This is a genomic window from Pseudomonas gingeri, from assembly GCF_013385635.1.
Taxonomy (GTDB): domain Bacteria; phylum Pseudomonadota; class Gammaproteobacteria; order Pseudomonadales; family Pseudomonadaceae; genus Aquipseudomonas; species Aquipseudomonas gingeri_A.
The window spans coordinates 282,056-299,464 of record NZ_JACAPR010000012.1 but is presented as its reverse complement, the minus strand read 5'-3'; the positions used below and the strand labels follow the sequence as shown (position 1 = coordinate 299,464).

The following is a 17,409-nucleotide window of genomic DNA, read 5'->3' as shown; positions in this document are numbered from 1 at the left end:
TTACGCCAGGGACTTTGCTACAATACGCGCGCTCTTTTACGGGTAATCCCGACTAAAGTACTAGGTCTTATAGTTGACTTAAATACTCGGGAATAGCATACTCGTCCTCATTCCGTAACTCCGTGGTAATTGTCCATGCGACTGACTACAAAAGGCCGATACGCCGTGACCGCCATGCTCGACCTGGCGTTGCACGCGCAACACGGGCCGGTGTCCCTGGCCGATATCTCCGAGCGCCAAGGCATCTCCCTGTCCTACCTCGAACAGCTTTTCGCCAAATTGCGTCGCAGCAATCTGGTGTCCAGTGTCCGTGGTCCGGGCGGCGGCTACCAGCTGTCGCGCGACATGCAGGGAATCCAGGTTGCCCAGGTGATCGACGCAGTGAATGAATCGGTCGACGCCACCAAGTGCCAGGGGCTCGGTGATTGCCACTCCGGCGACACCTGCCTGACCCACCACTTGTGGTGTGACCTCAGCCTGCAGATCCACGAATTTCTCAGTGGTATCAGCTTGGCGGACCTTGTGACTCGCCGTGAGGTACAAGAAGTCGCCCAGCGTCAGGATCAGCGCCGCTGTAATGGCAAGGCGCCACGCCTGGATAAGATCGAAGCGTCCGCCGTCGAATGACAGCCAAAGAGCCCGCGGTGCGCCAGCCAGCCTGATTTAGGAGATAGTCCATGAAATTGCCGATTTACCTTGATTACTCAGCGACCACCCCGGTTGATCCGCGTGTCGCGCAGAAAATGAGTGAATGCCTGCTGGTCGACGGAAACTTCGGTAACCCGGCTTCGCGTTCCCACGTGTTCGGCTGGAAAGCCGAGGAGTCGGTCGAGAACGCTCGGCGCCAGGTCGCCGACCTGGTCAATGCCGACCCGCGTGAAATCGTCTGGACCTCTGGTGCCACCGAGTCCGACAACCTGGCGATCAAGGGTGTTGCGCATTTCTACCACACCAAGGGCAAGCACCTGATCACCAGCAAGATCGAGCACAAGGCGGTCCTCGACACCACTCGCCAACTGGAGCGTGAAGGTTTCGAAGTCACCTACATCGAGCCGGGTGAAGACGGTCTGATCACGCCGGCCATGGTCGAAGCCGCCCTGCGCGACGACACCATCCTGGTTTCGATCATGCACGTGAACAACGAAATCGGTACCGTCAACGACATCGCTGCCATCGGTGAACTGACCCGTTCGCGTGGCGTGCTGTTCCACGTTGACGCCGCCCAGTCGACCGGCAAGGTCGGTATCGACCTGCAGACGCTGAAGGTCGACCTGATGTCCTTCTCGGCCCACAAGACCTACGGTCCCAAAGGCATCGGCGCGCTGTACGTCAGCCGCAAGCCGCGTGTGCGCCTCGAAGCGACCATGCACGGCGGCGGTCACGAGCGTGGCATGCGTTCCGGCACCCTGGCGACCCACCAGATCGTCGGCATGGGTGAGGCTTTCCGCGTGGCCAAGGAAGACATGGCTGCCGAGAACGTGCGCATCAAGGCCCTGAGCGACCGCTTCTACAAGCAGGTCGAGCACCTGGAAGAGCTGTACATCAACGGCAGCATGACCGCCCGCGTACCGCACAACCTGAACCTGAGCTTCAACTACGTCGAAGGCGAGTCGCTGATCATGGCGCTCAAGGACCTCGCGGTTTCCTCCGGTTCCGCCTGCACCTCGGCTTCACTGGAGCCTTCGTACGTACTGCGCGCCCTGGGCCGCAACGACGAACTGGCACACAGCTCGATCCGCTTCACCTTCGGTCGCTTCACCACCGAGGAAGAAATCGATTACGCCGCGCAGAAAGTCTGCGAGGCCGTGACCAAGCTGCGCGCCCTGTCGCCGCTGTGGGACATGTTCAAAGATGGCGTCGATATCTCGAAGATCGAGTGGGCGGCACACTAACTATAGAAGCCGCCGGATACAGCTCCTGTAGCGACGCGGCGACTGACGCAAGCGCAACTACAGGGGCTCAAGAGCGGCCCTGATGAGTGAGGATTAAGTACCATGGCTTACAGCGAAAAGGTCATCGACCACTACGAAAACCCGCGTAACGTCGGCAAGATGAATGCCGAGGATCCGGATGTCGGTACCGGCATGGTCGGTGCTCCGGCGTGCGGTGACGTGATGCGCCTGCAGATCAAGGTCAACGAGCAAGGCATCATCGAAGACGCCAAGTTCAAGACCTACGGTTGCGGTTCGGCTATCGCCTCCAGCTCCCTGGCGACCGAGTGGATGAAGGGCAAGACTCTGGATGAAGCAGAGACCATCAAGAACACTCAGTTGGCCGAAGAGCTGGCCCTGCCGCCAGTGAAAATCCACTGCTCGGTACTCGCCGAAGACGCCATCAAGGCTGCCGTTCGCGATTACAAGCAGAAGAAAGGCCTGATCTAAACGATCCGGCGTTCAAGCGATTAGTAAGGAGTCACGATGGCTATCAGCATGACAGAAGCGGCTGCTCGACACGTGCGACGCTCCCTTGACGGGCGCGGCAAAGGTGAAGGGATTCGTCTGGGTGTTCGCACCACGGGCTGTTCCGGCCTTGCCTACGTGCTGGAGTTCGTCGATGAGGTGGTAGCGGAAGACCAGGTGTTCGAGAGTCACGGCGAGAAAGTGATCATCGACCCGAAAAGTCTCACGTACCTGGACGGCACCGAGCTGGATTTCGTCAAGGAAGGGTTGAACGAAGGCTTCAAGTTCAACAACCCCAACGTGCGCGGTGAGTGTGGCTGCGGCGAAAGCTTCAACATCTGAGGCTATTCGTGGGTACTCCTTGTCATTTCGCTTTATTCGAGTTGCAGCCGAGTTTCACGCTGGACCTCGAACAGTTGGCCGCGCGCTACCGAGAGTTGGCGCGCGCCGTTCATCCGGACCGCTTTGCCGACGCTTCCGAGCGTGAGCAACGGCTGGCCCTGGAGCAATCCGCGAGCCTCAACGAGGCCTACCAGACGCTCAAGAGCCCTCCCAAGCGTGCGCGCTACCTGCTCGCCATGGGCGGTCGCGAGCTGCCGTCGGAGGTCACGGTGCACGATCCGGACTTCCTGATGCAGCAGATGCAATGGCGCGAAGAGCTGGAAGACCTGCAGGACGATGCCGATCTGCCGGGTATCGCCGCGTTCAAGCGGCGCCTGAAAGCGGCCCAGGATGAATTGAACGACAGCTTCGCAGCCTGCTGGAACGATGCCGCGCAACGCGAACAGGCCGAGCGCCTGATGCGGCGCATGCAGTTCCTCGACAAGCTCACCTACGAAGTGCGCCAGCTAGAAGAGCGCCTCGACGATTAACCCAGTGCTGCCCGTGTTGCACGCCTGATAGACAGATAAGACCTGATTACCATGGCTCTACTGCAGATCGCCGAACCCGGCCAAAGCCCTCAACCGCACCAGCGTCGCCTGGCGGTCGGGATTGACCTGGGCACCACCAATTCCCTGGTTGCTGCCTTGCGCAGCGGCCTTTCCGAGCCTCTGGCCGACACTGACGGGCAGGTGATCCTGCCGTCCGCGGTGCGCTATCACGCCGACCGCGTCGAAGTCGGCCAGTCGGCCAAGCTGGCGGCTGCCAGTGATCCGCTCAATACCGTGCTGTCGGTGAAGCGCCTGATGGGCCGTGGCCTGGCGGACGTCAAGCAACTGGGCGAGCAACTGCCTTATCGCTTTGTCGGCGGTGAATCGCACATGCCGTTCATCGACACTGTGCAGGGTCCGAAAAGCCCGGTTGAAGTCTCCGCCGATATCCTCAAGGTGCTGCGTCAGCGCGCCGAGGCGACCCTGGGTGGCGAACTGGTCGGCGCGGTGATCACCGTGCCGGCCTATTTCGACGATGCCCAGCGCCAGGCGACCAAGGACGCGGCCCGACTGGCCGGCCTGAACGTGTTGCGCCTGCTCAACGAGCCGACCGCCGCGGCCGTGGCCTATGGCCTGGATCAGCATGCCGAAGGTCTGGTGGCGATCTACGACCTGGGCGGCGGTACTTTCGACATTTCTATCCTGCGCCTGACCGGCGGGGTTTTCGAGGTCCTGGCAACCGGCGGCGACAGCGCTCTGGGCGGTGATGACTTCGATCACGCGATCGCCGGCTGGATCATCGAGCAGGCGGGTTTGTCCGCCGACCTCGATCCGGGTGCCCAGCGCAGCCTGTTGCAGGCGGCCTGCGCGGCCAAGGAAGCGCTGACCGATGTGGCTGCGGTCGAGGTGGTCCATGGCGACTGGCGTGCCCAGTTGACCCGTGAGGCCTTTGACGCGCTGATCGAGCCGATGATCGCCCGCAGCCTCAAGGCTTGCCGGCGTGCGGTACGTGACTCGAATGTCGAGCTTGAAGACGTGCATGCGGTGGTCATGGTCGGCGGTTCGACCCGTGTACCCCGCGTACGCGAGGCGGTCGCCGAGATGTTCGGTCGCCAGCCGCTGACCGAAATCGACCCGGATCAGGTGGTGGCCATCGGTGCCGCGATCCAGGCCGATACATTGGCCGGCAACAAGCGCGACGGCGGCGAACTGCTGCTGCTCGACGTGATTCCGCTGTCCCTCGGTCTGGAGACCATGGGCGGGCTGATGGAGAAGGTGATTCCACGCAACACCACCATTCCCGTCGCCCGTGCCCAGGACTTCACCACCTACAAGGACGGCCAGTCGGCCATGGCGATTCACGTGCTGCAAGGTGAGCGTGAACTGATCAGTGACTGCCGTTCCCTGGCGCGCTTCGAACTGCGCGGTATTCCGGCAATGGTCGCCGGTGCGGCGAAGATCCGCGTGACCTTCCAGGTCGATGCCGACGGCCTGCTCAATGTCACGGCCCGCGAGCTGGGTTCGGGTGTGGAGTCGAGTATCCAGGTCAAGCCGTCCTACGGTCTGACCGATGGCGAAATCGCCCGGATGCTCAAGGATTCGTTCCAGTATGCCGGCGACGACAAGGTGGCCCGTGTGCTGCGCGAGCAGCAGGTCGATGCCCAGCGCCTGATCGAAGCGGTGCAGGGCGCTCTCGAAGCCGACGGCGAGCGCCTGCTCGATGCCGAGGAGCGCATGGTCATCGAGCTGCAGATGCAGGAATTGAGTGAATTGATGAAAGGCACCGATGGTTATGCCATCGAGCAGCAGACCAAGCGTCTGTCGCAAGTGACCGATGCCTTTGCCGCCCGCCGCCTGGATTCGACGGTGAAAGCCGCCCTGGCGGGACGCAACCTGAATGAGATTGAGGAATAACGATGCCGCAGGTCATTTTTCTGCCCCACGAGAAGTTTTGCCCGGAAGGGTTGGTAGTAGAGGCTGAGCCCGGTACTTCGATCCTCGATCTGGCGCATGAACACCATATCGAGATGGAAAGCGCCTGTGGCGGCGTCTGCGCCTGCACCACCTGCCATTGCATCATCCGTGAAGGTTTCGATTCGCTGGAAGAGGCCGATGAGCTGGAAGAGGACTTCCTGGATCGTGCCTGGGGATTGGAGGCGCAGTCGCGCCTGGGTTGTCAGGCGATTGTCGGCACCGAAGACCTGACGGTCGAGATTCCCAAGTATTCGCTCAACCACGCCGCGGAAGCCCCACACTGATTTTGAGGAACTACCATGAGTCTGAAGTGGACTGATGTGTTGGAAATCGCCATCCAGCTGGCGGAAAGCAAACCCGATGTCGACCCTATGTCGGTCAATTTCGTCGATCTGCGCAAGTGGGTCATGGAGCTGCCGGAGTTCGACGACAAACCGGAACATTGTGGCGAGAAGATCCTGGAGGCCATTCAGGCTCACTGGATTGAAGAGCGCGACTGATCCCGCGTTGCAAGTTAGGCAATACCCAAGAACCCGCGTATAATTCGCGGGTTTAATTTTTCGCAAATTATCGTTTCTGGAGTTACACCATGGCTGTTCAACGTACTTTCTCCATCATCAAGCCTGACGCTGTTGCAAAAAACGTCATCGGCGAGATCACCACCCGTTTCGAAAAAGCCGGCCTGCGCGTTGTTGCTTCGAAACTCAAGCAACTGTCCAAAGCCGAAGCCGAAGGCTTCTACGCTGAGCACAGCGCTCGTGGTTTCTTCGGCGACCTGGTTGCCTTCATGATCTCCGGTCCTGTTGTTGTCCAGGTTCTGGAAGGCGAAAACGCTATCGCTCTGAACCGTGAGCTGATGGGCGCCACCAACCCTAAAGAAGCCGCTGCCGGCACCATCCGTGCTGACTTCGCCGACTCCATCGACGCCAACGCTGTACACGGTTCGGACTCCGAAGCCGCTGCTGCTCGCGAAATCTCGTACTTCTTCGCAGCTACCGAAGTAACCACTCGCTAAGCAAAGGCTTTCGAGTGAGGGTGAAACCATGACTACATCGATCGGCAAAACAAACCTGTTGGGTCTGACTCAACCGGAAATGGAAAAATTCTTCGACTCAATCGGGGAGAAGCGTTTCCGTGCCGGTCAGGTCATGAAGTGGATTCACCACTTTGGCGTCGATGATTTCGACGCCATGACGAACGTCAGCAAGGCCTTGCGCGAAAAGCTCAAGGCTGTTGCTGAGGTTCGCGGTCCTGAAATCGTCAGCGAGGACATTTCCACCGACGGCACCCGTAAGTGGGTGGTGCGCGTGGCGTCCGGCAGCTGCGTCGAGACCGTCTACATTCCCCAGGGCAAACGCGGCACCTTGTGCGTTTCGTCCCAGGCAGGCTGTGCCCTGGACTGCAGTTTCTGCTCCACCGGCAAGCAAGGCTTCAATAGCAACCTCACCGCCGCCGAAGTCATTGGCCAGGTGTGGATTGCCAACAAATCCTTCGGCAGCGTCCCGGCCACCATCGACCGTGCCATCACCAACGTGGTGATGATGGGCATGGGTGAGCCGCTGCTGAACTTCGACAATGTCATCGCCGCCATGCGCCTGATGATGGACGACCTGGGCTACGGCATCTCCAAGCGCCGCGTGACCCTGTCGACCTCCGGCGTGGTGCCGATGATCGACGTGCTGGCCGAGCACATCGACGTCTCCCTGGCGTTGTCGCTGCACGCACCGAATGACGCATTGCGTAACCAATTGGTGCCGATCAACAAGAAGTATCCGCTTAAGATGCTGCTCGAATCGTGCCGTCGCTATATGTCGACCCTCGGCGAGAAGCGTGTCCTGACCGTCGAATACACCTTGCTCAAGGACATCAACGACCAGGTCGAACACGCGGTCGAGATGATCGAGCTGCTCAAGGATACACCGTGCAAGATCAACCTGATCCCGTTCAACCCGTTCCCGCATTCGGGCTACGAGCGCCCGAGCAACAATGCGATCCGGCGTTTCCAGGATCTGTTGCACCAGGCCGGTTACAACGTCACGGTGCGTACCACCCGTGGTGAAGACATTGATGCTGCCTGCGGGCAGTTGGTCGGGCAGGTGCTGGATCGCACCCGCCGCAGCGAACGTTATATCGCGGTGCGTGAACTGAGCGCCGACGCCGATATGCCGAAAAGCGCTTCGAACTGAACCCGAGAGAGGATCTCCATGACCGTGCGCACTGCGCTCCTTGTACTCTTTGCCGGCCTGCTGGCCGGCTGCGTTTCTTCGGGCAATATCGACCCGATGAGTACCAGCAAGGGGCGTGATGAAGCGCGTACGGCCTATGTGCAACTGGGCATCGGCTACCTGCAGCAGGGGCAGACCGAGCAGGCCAAGGTCCCGCTCAAGAAGGCCCTGGAGTTGAACAGCTCCGATCCCGACGCCAACGCGGCCCTGGCCCTGGTGTTCCAGTCCGAGATGGAGTGGGACCTGGCGGACCAGCATTTTCGCAAGGCGCTGTCGTCCCGTCCGGGCGATGCGCGGATCCTCAACAACTACGGTGGCTTCCTGTACGAGCGCAAGCAGTACAAGGAGGCTTACGAGCGTTTCGAACAGGCGGCTGCCGACAGCCTGTATCCCGAGCGTTCGCGGGTCTACGAGAACCTCGGCCTGACCGCCCTGGCCCTCGGCAATCGCGACGACGCGCGGCAGAACCTGGAAAAATCCCTGCGCCTGAACCGACAACAGCCACGCGCCTTGCTGGAAATGGCTGAGTTGTCTTACGAAGACAGGCATTATGTGCCCGCACGCGATTATTACGATCGCTTTAGCCTGCTGAGCGAGCAGAATGCACGTAGTCTGTTGCTCGGTATTCGACTGGCGAAGATTTATGAAGATCGCGACAAGGTCGCCAGTTACGGCCTGCAATTAAAACGACTCTATCCCGGTACGCCGGAATATCAGCAATACCTGTCGGAGCAATGATGAAAGCGGCGCATCCAGAAGTTGTAGCAGCGACTCGCGTAAACCCCGGTGAGACCCTGCGTCAGGCCCGCGAAAGCAATGGTTGGACGTTGGCCGAGGTGGCCCTGAAGCTCAATCTGACCACGACGTCGTTGAGTAACCTGGAGGCCGGAGCCTTCGACAAGCTGCCGGGGCATACCTTTGCTCGCGGTTACATCCGTGCCTACGCCAAGCTGCTGGGCATGGACCAGACCGTGCTGGTGCAGCAGTTCGACCAGTGCACCGGGACCGACTCCCAGGGTAGCAACGTGCATGCGCTGGGCCGGATCGAAGAGCCGGTGCGGGTTTCCCATACCATTTTGCGGATTGTCAGCCTGTTGCTGCTGATTGCCGTGATCGGCGGCGGTTTTGTCTGGTGGCAGGACCAGGCCAGCCTGCGCTCCAAGGACCAGGCCGCGATCAGCATGGAGCACGTCGAAGTCGAAAGCGCCGACGGCACCACCCAGATTCATCCGATCGACGAGCCGGAAGACCAGGCTGTCGCGCAAAACCAGTCCAACCCTGAAGCGACGCCGGCCGAGCCTTCGAGCGAAACCCAGGCCGAAGCCCCGGCACCGACTGCTCCAGCGGCCCCGGCCACGCCGGCCGTAGTACCGGTTCCGCATGCCGCGCAGTCGCTGGTGGTACCACCGCAGCCTGCGCCGAGCCCGGTTTCGCCGGTGTCGCCGAGCGCACCGGTCAATGGTGCACCGGCCGCCGCACCGGTAGCGGGTGCCGGGCAGATCCATGTGACTTTTGTTGCCGATTGCTGGACCCAGGTCACCGATGGCAGCGGCAAGGTATTGTTCAGCGGCCTCAAGCGCAAGGGCGATACCCTTGAAGCCAGTGGCAAGCCGCCGTTCGCGGTGCGCCTGGGCTACGCCAAGGGTGCACAGATCACGTACAACGGTCAGGCGGTCGATATCGCACCGTTCACCAGTGGCGAGACCGCTCGCCTGAAGCTAGGTCAATAAGTCATGCACGGCGAATCTCCAATCAAGCGTCGCGAATCGCGTAAAATCTGGGTCGGCTCGGTGCCGGTGGGCGGCGATGCGCCCATCGCGGTGCAGAGCATGACCAACAGCGACACCAACGATGTGGCCGCAACCGTGGCCCAGATCAACCGCCTGGAAGCCGCGGGCGTCGACATCGTCCGGGTTTCCGTGCCGGACATGGACGCCGCCGAGGCCTTCGGTCGGATCAAGCAACTGGTCAAGGTGCCGCTGGTCGCCGATATCCACTTCGACTACAAGATCGCCCTGCGCGTGGCCGAACTGGGTGTGGATTGCCTGCGGATCAATCCGGGCAACATCGGTCGTGAAGACCGTGTGCGCGCGGTGGTCGATGCCGCCCGTGATCGCGGGATCCCGATCCGTATCGGCGTCAACGCCGGTTCCCTGGAAAAGGACCTGCAGAAGAAGTACGGTGAGCCGACCCCGGCGGCGCTGGTGGAGTCCGCGCTGCGTCATGTCGAGCACCTGGAGCGCCTGAACTTCCAGGACTTCAAGGTCAGCGTAAAGGCTTCCGACGTGTTCATGGCCGTCGCTGCATACCGCCTGCTGGCCAAGGAAATCGTCCAGCCGTTGCACCTGGGCATCACCGAAGCCGGTGGTTTGCGTTCAGGCACGGTGAAATCGGCGGTTGGCCTCGGTATGCTGCTGGCCGAAGGGATTGGCGATACTATTCGCATCTCGTTGGCGGCCGACCCGGTCGAGGAAGTGAAAGTCGGCTACGACATCCTCAAGTCCCTGCATCTGCGGTCCCGTGGCATCAACTTCATCGCCTGCCCGAGCTGCTCGCGGCAGAACTTCGATGTGGTCAAGACCATGAACGAGCTGGAAGGGCGCCTGGAAGACCTGCTGGTGCCGCTGGATGTCGCGGTGATCGGCTGCGTGGTGAACGGTCCCGGTGAAGCCAAGGAAGCCCATATCGGCTTGACCGGCGGCACACCGAACCTGATCTACATCGACGGCAAGCCGGCGCAGAAACTGACGAATGACAACCTGGTGGATGAGCTGGAAAGGCTGATCCGGCAGAAGGCGGCCGAAAAGGTCGAGGCCGACGCGGCGCTGATCGCCCGCGGCTGAAACGAAGAATTTAAGGAAAATCTGTGAGCAAGTCTTTGCAAGCCATTCGTGGCATGAACGACATCCTGCCCGAGCAGACGCCGCTGTGGCGTTATTTCGAGGGCACCGTCGCGCGTTTGCTGGATAACTACGGTTACAAGCAGATCCGCATGCCGATCGTCGAGTTCACCGAACTGTTCAAGCGTTCCATCGGTGAAGTGACCGACATCGTCGAAAAAGAGATGTACACCTTCGAGGACCGCAACGGCGATTCCCTGACCCTGCGTCCGGAAGGCACCGCGGCCTGTGTGCGTGCAGTGCTGGAGCACGGTATCACCGGTGGTGGCCAGCCACAGAAGCTCTGGTACATCGGCCCGATGTTCCGTCACGAGCGTCCGCAGAAAGGTCGTTATCGCCAGTTCCACCAGATCGGTTGCGAAGTCTTCAATATCGACGGTCCGGACATCGACGCCGAGCTGATCGTGCTGACCTGGCGCCTGTGGGGCCTGCTGGGCATCCGCAACGCGGTCAAGCTCGAACTCAACAGCCTGGGCACCAGCGAGTCCCGTGGCCGTTATCGCGAAGCGCTGGTGGAGTTCCTCTCGGCGCGCCTCGAACAGTTGGACGAAGACAGCCAGCGCCGCTTGAAAACTAACCCGCTGCGCGTGCTCGATACCAAGAACGCCGATACCCAGGCGGTCTTGGTCGATGCACCGAAGCTCGCCGATTACCTCGACGAAGAATCCCGCCTGCACTTCGAAGGCCTCAAGGCCCGCCTGGATGCCGCCGGTATTCCGTACGTGATCAATCCGAAGCTGGTGCGCGGCCTGGATTACTACAGCAAGACCGTTTTCGAATGGGTCACCGACCAGTTGGGCGCCCAGGGCACCGTGTGTGCCGGTGGTCGTTATGACGGCCTGGTGGAACAGATGGGCGGCAAGCCGACCCCCGGCGTGGGTTTTGCCATGGGCATCGAGCGCCTGATCCTGCTGCTGGAAACCCTGGAGCAGGTGCCGCAAGAGATTGCCCGCCAGGTCGATGTCTACCTGTGCGCGTTCGGCGAGGCTGCCGAACTGGCGGCACTGGCCCTGAGCGAGAAAGTCCGCGACCAGTTGCCGAACCTGCGTCTGCAGGTCAATGCCGGCGCCGGTAGCTTCAAGAGCCAGTTCAAGAAAGCTGACAAGAGTGGTGCGCTGTACGCCTTGATTCTCGGAGACGACGAATTGGCTCAGCAAGTGGTAGGTTTCAAACCCCTGCGTGGCCAGGGCGAGCAACAAAGCATTGCCTGGGATGCTCTTTCCGAGCACTTGTCCACCTGCGTCGTGCAGGGTTGAAGCTGTAAAAACAGCCGATTTAGAGAATAAGGAGTATTGGGGTGTCGAGTTCCGAAGATGATCAGCTGGCGGAGTTGAAGGACTGGTGGCAGCGCAACGGCAAACCCCTGGTCACCGGCGGCCTGTTGGCGCTGGTGGTGGTGTTCGGCTGGCAGGCATGGCACAAATATCAGGGCAACCAGTCGCAAGGCGCCTCGGTGCTCTATCAGGAGCTGCTGGAGTCCACGCTGACGCCTGACGGCAAGCCTGACCCTGCGCGCGTCGCGGACCTGGCCGGCAAGCTCAACACCCAGTTCGGTGGCAGCGCCTACGCGCAGTACGGCAGCCTGTTCGTCGCGAAGGTCGCGGTCGACACCGGCAAGCTGGACGATGCCGCCGCCGAGCTCAAGGCCGTGGTCGACAAACCGGTCAATGCCACCCTGGGTGAAGTCGCGCGTCAGCGCCTGGCCCAGGTGATGGCGGCACAGAACAAGGTCGACGACGCACTGAAACTGCTCGACGGCGATGCTGACAAGGCGTTCCTGGCCAGTCGCGAAGAGCTCAAGGGGGACCTGCTGGTTCAACTGGGTCGTACCGATGAAGCCCATGCTGCGTACCAAAAGGCCAAGGCGGCGCTGTCTGATGAAGCGGCGGTCGGTGGCTTACAAATCAAGCTCGACGACTTGGCCAAAGGGGATGCGTGACGTGATCCGTTGGAAACATGCAGCATTGCTGGCTCTGGCCATTCTGGCCGCGGGTTGCAGCAGCAACAGCAAGAAAGAACTGCCACCGGCCGAGCTGACTTCCTTCAAGGAAGAAGTGGTTCTGCAGAAGCAGTGGAGCCGCTCCATCGGTGATGGCCAGGGCAAGATCTACAACATGCTGGTGCCGGCGGTTGACGGCGATACCATCTACGCGGCCGATGCGACCGGCGTGGTGGTCTCGATGGACCGCATGAACGGCGACGTGAAGTGGAAAAAAGACCTGGAACTGCCGGTTTCCGGTGCGATCGGCGTCGGCTACGGCCTGGTGCTGATGGGCACTCTCAAGGGTGAGATCATTGCCCTGGATTCCAGCAGCGGCGAAGAGAAATGGCGCGCTCGCGTGACCAGTGAAGTCCTCGCTCCGCCGGCCACCAACGGTGACGTGGTGGTGGTACAGACCCAGGATGACCGCGTGATCGGCCTCGATGCCGCCACCGGCAACCAGCGCTGGTTGTACGACAGCACCCCGGCGGTACTGACCCTGCGTGGTACCGGTGCGCCGATCGTGACCAACCGCCTCGCGGTGGCTGGTCTGTCGAGCGGCAAGGTGGTCGCGCTGGATACCCAGAACGGCGTGCCGGCCTGGGAAACCCGCGTGGCGATCCCACAAGGTCGTTCGGAACTGGAGCGCGTGGTCGATATCGACGGTGGCCTGCTGTTGTCCGGCGGCACCCTGTATGTCGCCAGCTACCAGGGCCGCATGGCCGCACTGGACCTGGAAAGCGGTCGCGTACTCTGGCAGCGTGATGCTTCCAGCTATGCGGGTGTCGCCCAGGGCTTCGGCAGCGTCTACGTTGCCTTGGCGTCCGGTACCGTGGAAGGTGTCGACGAGCGTTCCACCACCGCGATCTGGAGCAACGACTCCCTGGCTCGCCGTCAGCTGTCGGCTCCGGAAGTGTTTTCCAGCTATGTGGCGGTCGGTGACTTCGAAGGCTACCTGCACCTGCTGAGCCAGGTGGACGGTCGCTTCGTCGGTCGCGAGCGTATCGACAGCGACGGCCTGCGTGCCCGTCCGCTGGTGGTAGGTGACATGATTTACGTGTATGGCAACAGCGGCAAACTGGAAGCCCTGACCATCAAGTAGTTTTTAGCTCCTGAAGTCGCCGAGCGAAGATCAGGCAAGGCGAAGATTAGTGAGCAAGCGGAGTTGACGTCTGTCAATGAGCATTGCGAACTGATCTTCAACGCCGCATGATCGAGCGCAGGCACTTCAGGCGCAAAAACAGGTTTGACTATGCTTGGGGGTAACCCCAGGCGGCCTCGTTTCACGAGGTTTGCGGCACCCTTCGGTGCTGCCCCGAGCACCAGCCGCTGCCTCGCAGCGGCTTTTGTATTTTCTGAAATAACGAAGTGGAGAGCCGCATGGTTCCCGTAATCGCCCTGGTGGGCCGACCGAACGTCGGCAAGTCCACCTTGTTCAACCGCCTGACCAGGACTCGCGATGCCATCGTCGGCGACTTGTCCGGTCTGACCCGTGATCGCCAATACGGTGAGGCAAAGTGGCAAGGGCGCTCCTATATCCTGATCGACACCGGCGGCATCTCCGGCGACGAGCATGGCATGGACGAAAAAATGGCCGAGCAGTCGCTGCTGGCCATTGAAGAAGCCGATGTCGTGCTGTTCCTGGTGGATGCCAAGGCCGGCTTCACCGCCGCCGACCAGATGATCGGCGAGCACCTGCGCAAGCGTAACAAGCGTTCCTACGTGGTCGCCAACAAGGTCGACAACATCGACCCGGACATGGCCCGCGCCGAGTTCAGCCCGATGGGCCTGGGTGATGCGATCCCGATCGCCGGTGCCCACGGTCGCGGTATCACCCAGATGCTGGAAATCGCCCTGCGCGATTTCCCGAAAGACGACGAGGAAGAGCCGGAAGACGGCGAAGCCGAAGAAGTCGCCGAGGGTGAAGAAGCCAAGCGCATTCCTGGTCCGAGCGAGAAGGATGGCATCAAGATCGCCATTATCGGTCGGCCGAACGTCGGCAAGTCGACCCTGGTCAACCGCATGCTCGGTGAAGACCGGGTTATCGTCTACGACCAGCCGGGCACTACCCGCGACAGCATCTACATCCCGTTCGAACGCAACGAGGAGAAGTACACGCTGATCGACACCGCCGGTGTGCGCAAGCGCGGCAAGATCCACGAGGAAGTCGAAAAGTTCTCCGTGGTGAAAACCCTGCAGGCGATCAAGGACGCCAACGTCGTGATCTTCGTCATGGACGCCCGGGAAGGGGTGGTCGACCACGACCTCAACCTGCTCGGTTTCGCCCTGGAGTCCGGTCGTGCGCTGGTCATCGCGCTGAACAAGTGGGACGGCATGACCCCCGGCGAGCGTGATTTCGTCAAGATCGAGCTGGAACGCCGGCTGTTCTTCGTCGACTTCGCCGATATCCACTTTATCTCGGCCTTGCACGGCACGGGCGTGGGCAACCTGTACCAATCGGTGCAGAACTCGTTCAAGTCGGCGGTCACCCGCTGGCCGACCAGCCGCCTGACCCAGATCCTCGAAGATGCGGTGAGCGAACATGCGCCGCCCATGGTCAACAGCCGCCGGATCAAGCTGCGTTACGCGCACTTGGGTGGGGCCAACCCGCCGCTGATCGTGATCCACGGCAACCAGATCGACAAGGTGCCGAAGTCGTACGTGCGTTATCTGGAAAATACCTACCGTCGCGTGCTGAAGCTGGTGGGGACGCCGATCCGCATCGAATTCAAGGGCGGCGATAACCCGTACGAAGGCAACAAGACGGCACTGACCGACCGCCAGGTCAACAAGAAGCGCCGGATGATGTCGCACCACAAGAAGGCCGATAAAAAGCGTCGCGACAAAAAACGCTGATACAGGGCTGGAAAACGGGCGCTCAGGCGCCCTTTTTCATGCCTGGCGGATACGTTATCCTCGAAGCCTCCCGTGCCGTCGTAGAGCCGGGTGTTCAGCAGGGAAAACGGCCCCATGATCACCAGCAAGCTGCCGAATGTCGGCACCACTATCTTTACCCGGATGTCCCAGCTCGCGGTGGAAACCGGCGCGCTGAACCTGTCCCAGGGCTTCCCTGACTTCGATGGTCCGCAAGCCCTGCGCGATGCGGTTGGCCGGCATATCGCCAGTGGCCACAACCAGTATGCGCCAATGACCGGTCTGCCGGCCCTGCGCCAGCAGGTGGCGGCGAAGGTCTCCCGTAGCTACGGCGTCCATGTGAACGCCGATGCGGAGGTGACCATCACCCCCGGCGCGACCCAGGGGATCTTCTGCGCAATCCAGGCGGTGATTCATCCTGGCGATGAAGTGATCGTCTTCGACCCCAGTTATGACAGCTACGAACCTTCGGTGGAATTGGCCGGTGGGCGTTGCGTGCATGTGCAACTCGGGCTGGATGACTTTTCCATCGACTGGCAGAAGCTCACCGATGCGCTGAGCCCGCGCACCCGCATGATCATCCTCAACAGTCCGCACAACCCCAGTGGTGCGCTGATCAGCCATGCCGAGCTGGATCAACTGGCAACGCTGATCGCCGACCGCGATATCTATGTGGTCAGCGACGAGGTCTATGAACACCTGGTGTTCGATGGCGTGCCCCACGCCAGCGTGCTGGCCCATGAGTCCCTGTATCAGCGCGCCTTTGTCGTCAGCTCGTTCGGCAAGACCTATCACGTCACTGGCTGGAAGACCGGCTATGTGATTGCGCCGCCAGCCTTGACCGCCGAGCTGCGCAAGGTGCACCAGTACGTCAGCTTCTGCGGCGTGACCCCGCTGCAATATGCCCTGGCCGATTACATGGAGGCGCATCCCGAGCATGTCGAGCAACTGCCGGCGTTCTATCAGCAGAAGCGTGACCTGTTCTGTGACCTGCTCAGCCAGTCGCGCTTCAGCTTCAAGCGGGTGGCGGGGACCTACTTCCAGTTGGTCGACTACTCGCGGATTCGTCCGGATCTGAACGATGTCGACATGGCGGTATGGATGACCCGCGAGCACGGTGTGGCGGCGATTCCGGTCTCGGTGTTCTATCAGCATCCACCGGAAGGCCAGCGTCTGGTGCGTCTGTGTTTTGCCAAGCGCGAAGAGACGTTGCGTGAAGCTGCGGAGAAGTTATGCGTGATCTGAGTTCATTGCCTGACCTGAAAGTGGCGCTGGTGCAGACCACCCTGGCCTGGCACGACCGCCAGGCCAACCTCGAACATTTCGAGCTGCTGCTGGAGCAGGCCGCGGGGGCGGATCTGGTGATCCTGCCGGAGATGTTCACCACCGGTTTTTCCATGGAGTCGCAGACCCTGGCCGAAGCCGAAAACGGTCCGGCCAGCGACTGGTTGCGCGAGCAGGCACAAAAGCTCGATGCGGTGATCACCGGCAGCGTGATTATCCGCGCCGCCGATGGCAGTCACCGTAACCGCCTGTTGTGGGCGCGGCCGGATGGCGAGGTCTTGCACTACGACAAGCGCCACCTGTTCCGCATGGCTGGCGAGCACAATCATTACACCCCGGGTGAGCGTCAGGTACAGTTCGAGCTCAAGGGCTGGCGGGTTCGTCCGCTGATCTGCTACGACCTGCGTTTCCCGGTCTGGAGCCGGGATGCCCAGGACACTGACCTGTTGCTCTACACTGCCAACTGGCCGGGAGCACGGCGCCTGCACTGGAATCGCCTGCTGCCGGCCCGGGCGATCGAGAACCTGTGCTACGTGGCGGCCGTGAACCGCATAGGCACGGATGGCAAGGGTTTCTCCTATACCGGCGACAGCCAGGTGCTGGATTTCCAGGGTGAATCGTTGCTGGGTACCGGCGAGGCCGACGGGGTCTTCCAGGTGACCTTGAGCGCGGCGGAGTTGGCCGCTTATCGTGAGCGTTTTCCGGCCAACCTGGATGCCGATACCTTTGTGTTGAATCAGTAACGCCGCGTTATCGTTCATTGCCAGCAAGCCGGCTCCCACAAGGGATTCGTGGCGCAGGCTGATCTGCGGTTTGGCATGCTCTCCTGTGGGAGCCGGCTTGCTGGCGATGGCGTTCGAATAGTCGCAGCAGGGCTTGCGGGCCTCATCGCCGGCAAGC

General features: G+C 61.2%; 19 protein-coding genes. All 19 read left to right on the top strand.

Translation table 11 applies throughout. From position 1 onward, the window contains the following. Positions 1-135 precede the first annotated feature (135 nt). The 19 genes from iscR to HX851_RS40020 all read left to right on the top strand — a co-directional run bounded on the left by iscR (position 136) and on the right by HX851_RS40020 (position 17,252). Positions 136-627 (top strand): Fe-S cluster assembly transcriptional regulator IscR, encoded by a 492-nt coding sequence (iscR, locus tag HX851_RS40110; protein WP_026013140.1) that lies wholly within the window; start codon positions 136-138, stop codon positions 625-627. A gap of 50 nt (positions 628-677) precedes the next feature. Continuing rightward, positions 678-1,892: an IscS subfamily cysteine desulfurase gene (locus HX851_RS40105; protein ID WP_177065208.1), complete on the top strand. Its 1,215-nt coding sequence runs from the start codon at positions 678-680 to the stop codon at positions 1,890-1,892. A 102-nt stretch (positions 1,893-1,994) separates the two neighbouring features. After that, positions 1,995-2,381 carry a Fe-S cluster assembly scaffold IscU gene (iscU, locus tag HX851_RS40100; RefSeq protein ID WP_007929523.1) on the top strand — a complete coding sequence of 129 codons (387 nt, stop codon included), beginning with the start codon at positions 1,995-1,997 and terminating at the stop codon, positions 2,379-2,381. Positions 2,382-2,417: 36 nt separating this feature from the next. Then, positions 2,418-2,741, top strand: coding sequence for an iron-sulfur cluster assembly protein IscA (iscA, locus tag HX851_RS40095; protein WP_010565230.1), 324 nt, complete (start codon positions 2,418-2,420; stop codon positions 2,739-2,741). Positions 2,742-2,749: 8 nt separating this feature from the next. After that, positions 2,750-3,271, top strand: a complete 522-nt coding sequence (gene hscB, locus HX851_RS40090; RefSeq protein ID WP_177065209.1) for a co-chaperone HscB — start codon at positions 2,750-2,752, stop codon at positions 3,269-3,271. Between the two features lie 51 nt (positions 3,272-3,322). Continuing rightward, positions 3,323-5,185: a Fe-S protein assembly chaperone HscA gene (gene hscA, locus HX851_RS40085; protein ID WP_177057858.1), complete on the top strand. Its 1,863-nt coding sequence runs from the start codon at positions 3,323-3,325 to the stop codon at positions 5,183-5,185. 2 nt (positions 5,186-5,187) lie between these two features. Continuing rightward, entirely contained in the window at positions 5,188-5,529 is a 342-nt protein-coding gene (fdx, locus tag HX851_RS40080; RefSeq protein ID WP_177057857.1) for an ISC system 2Fe-2S type ferredoxin, read from the top strand. Positions 5,530-5,544: 15 nt separating this feature from the next. Next, positions 5,545-5,745, top strand: a complete 201-nt coding sequence (gene iscX / locus HX851_RS40075) for a Fe-S cluster assembly protein IscX (RefSeq protein WP_017123703.1) — start codon at positions 5,545-5,547, stop codon at positions 5,743-5,745. An 89-nt stretch (positions 5,746-5,834) separates the two neighbouring features. Further along, positions 5,835-6,260, top strand: a complete 426-nt coding sequence (gene ndk, locus HX851_RS40070; RefSeq protein WP_007916882.1) for a nucleoside-diphosphate kinase — start codon at positions 5,835-5,837, stop codon at positions 6,258-6,260. Positions 6,261-6,288: 28 nt separating this feature from the next. Beyond that, complete coding sequence (rlmN, locus tag HX851_RS40065; RefSeq protein ID WP_177057856.1) at positions 6,289-7,431, top strand: dual-specificity RNA methyltransferase RlmN; 1,143 nt, start codon at positions 6,289-6,291, stop codon at positions 7,429-7,431. Positions 7,432-7,449: 18 nt separating this feature from the next. Next, positions 7,450-8,208, top strand: coding sequence for a type IV pilus biogenesis/stability protein PilW (pilW, locus tag HX851_RS40060; protein ID WP_177057855.1), 759 nt, complete (start codon positions 7,450-7,452; stop codon positions 8,206-8,208). Then, positions 8,208-9,200: a RodZ domain-containing protein gene (locus HX851_RS40055; RefSeq protein WP_177057854.1), complete on the top strand. Its 993-nt coding sequence runs from the start codon at positions 8,208-8,210 to the stop codon at positions 9,198-9,200. The genes pilW and HX851_RS40055 overlap by 1 nt, the downstream gene beginning before the upstream one ends. 3 nt (positions 9,201-9,203) lie before the next feature. Beyond that, complete coding sequence (ispG, locus tag HX851_RS40050) at positions 9,204-10,313, top strand: flavodoxin-dependent (E)-4-hydroxy-3-methylbut-2-enyl-diphosphate synthase (protein ID WP_177057853.1); 1,110 nt, start codon at positions 9,204-9,206, stop codon at positions 10,311-10,313. Between the two features lie 23 nt (positions 10,314-10,336). Next, the gene (hisS, locus tag HX851_RS40045; protein WP_177065212.1) at positions 10,337-11,626 is read left to right on the top strand and encodes a histidine--tRNA ligase; all 1,290 of its coding nucleotides are present in this window, start codon (positions 10,337-10,339) and stop codon (positions 11,624-11,626) included. Positions 11,627-11,667: 41 nt separating this feature from the next. Then, complete coding sequence (locus HX851_RS40040) at positions 11,668-12,309, top strand: YfgM family protein (protein ID WP_177057851.1); 642 nt, start codon at positions 11,668-11,670, stop codon at positions 12,307-12,309. Further along, positions 12,302-13,453 carry an outer membrane protein assembly factor BamB gene (gene bamB / locus HX851_RS40035; protein WP_177065214.1) on the top strand — a complete coding sequence of 384 codons (1,152 nt, stop codon included), beginning with the start codon at positions 12,302-12,304 and terminating at the stop codon, positions 13,451-13,453. The genes HX851_RS40040 and bamB overlap by 8 nt, the downstream gene beginning before the upstream one ends. A 278-nt stretch (positions 13,454-13,731) precedes the next feature. Then, positions 13,732-15,207, top strand: coding sequence for a ribosome biogenesis GTPase Der (der, locus tag HX851_RS40030; RefSeq protein WP_177057849.1), 1,476 nt, complete (start codon positions 13,732-13,734; stop codon positions 15,205-15,207). 114 nt (positions 15,208-15,321) lie between these two features. Beyond that, positions 15,322-16,470, top strand: coding sequence for a pyridoxal phosphate-dependent aminotransferase (locus HX851_RS40025; RefSeq protein ID WP_177057848.1), 1,149 nt, complete (start codon positions 15,322-15,324; stop codon positions 16,468-16,470). Next, entirely contained in the window at positions 16,458-17,252 is a 795-nt protein-coding gene (locus HX851_RS40020; RefSeq protein WP_177065216.1) for an amidohydrolase, read from the top strand. The genes HX851_RS40025 and HX851_RS40020 overlap by 13 nt, the downstream gene beginning before the upstream one ends. The last annotated feature ends 157 nt before the right edge of the window (positions 17,253-17,409 follow it).

What these genes read in the sequence shown, in the direction of transcription:
- iscR (WP_026013140.1), top strand. Translation starts at nt 136, where the DNA reads ATGCGACTGACTACAAAAGGCCGATACGCCGTGACCGCCATGCTCGAC.
- HX851_RS40105 (WP_177065208.1), top strand. Translation starts at nt 678, where the DNA reads ATGAAATTGCCGATTTACCTTGATTACTCAGCGACCACCCCGGTTGAT.
- iscU (WP_007929523.1), top strand. Translation starts at nt 1,995, where the DNA reads ATGGCTTACAGCGAAAAGGTCATCGACCACTACGAAAACCCGCGTAAC.
- iscA (WP_010565230.1), top strand. Translation starts at nt 2,418, where the DNA reads ATGGCTATCAGCATGACAGAAGCGGCTGCTCGACACGTGCGACGCTCC.
- hscA (WP_177057858.1), top strand. Translation starts at nt 3,323, where the DNA reads ATGGCTCTACTGCAGATCGCCGAACCCGGCCAAAGCCCTCAACCGCAC.
- fdx (WP_177057857.1), top strand. Translation starts at nt 5,188, where the DNA reads ATGCCGCAGGTCATTTTTCTGCCCCACGAGAAGTTTTGCCCGGAAGGG.
- iscX (WP_017123703.1), top strand. Translation starts at nt 5,545, where the DNA reads ATGAGTCTGAAGTGGACTGATGTGTTGGAAATCGCCATCCAGCTGGCG.
- ndk (WP_007916882.1), top strand. Translation starts at nt 5,835, where the DNA reads ATGGCTGTTCAACGTACTTTCTCCATCATCAAGCCTGACGCTGTTGCA.
- rlmN (WP_177057856.1), top strand. Translation starts at nt 6,289, where the DNA reads ATGACTACATCGATCGGCAAAACAAACCTGTTGGGTCTGACTCAACCG.
- pilW (WP_177057855.1), top strand. Translation starts at nt 7,450, where the DNA reads ATGACCGTGCGCACTGCGCTCCTTGTACTCTTTGCCGGCCTGCTGGCC.
- HX851_RS40055 (WP_177057854.1), top strand. Translation starts at nt 8,208, where the DNA reads ATGAAAGCGGCGCATCCAGAAGTTGTAGCAGCGACTCGCGTAAACCCC.
- ispG (WP_177057853.1), top strand. Translation starts at nt 9,204, where the DNA reads ATGCACGGCGAATCTCCAATCAAGCGTCGCGAATCGCGTAAAATCTGG.
- bamB (WP_177065214.1), top strand. Translation starts at nt 12,302, where the DNA reads ATGCGTGACGTGATCCGTTGGAAACATGCAGCATTGCTGGCTCTGGCC.
- der (WP_177057849.1), top strand. Translation starts at nt 13,732, where the DNA reads ATGGTTCCCGTAATCGCCCTGGTGGGCCGACCGAACGTCGGCAAGTCC.
- HX851_RS40025 (WP_177057848.1), top strand. Translation starts at nt 15,322, where the DNA reads ATGATCACCAGCAAGCTGCCGAATGTCGGCACCACTATCTTTACCCGG.
- HX851_RS40020 (WP_177065216.1), top strand. Translation starts at nt 16,458, where the DNA reads ATGCGTGATCTGAGTTCATTGCCTGACCTGAAAGTGGCGCTGGTGCAG.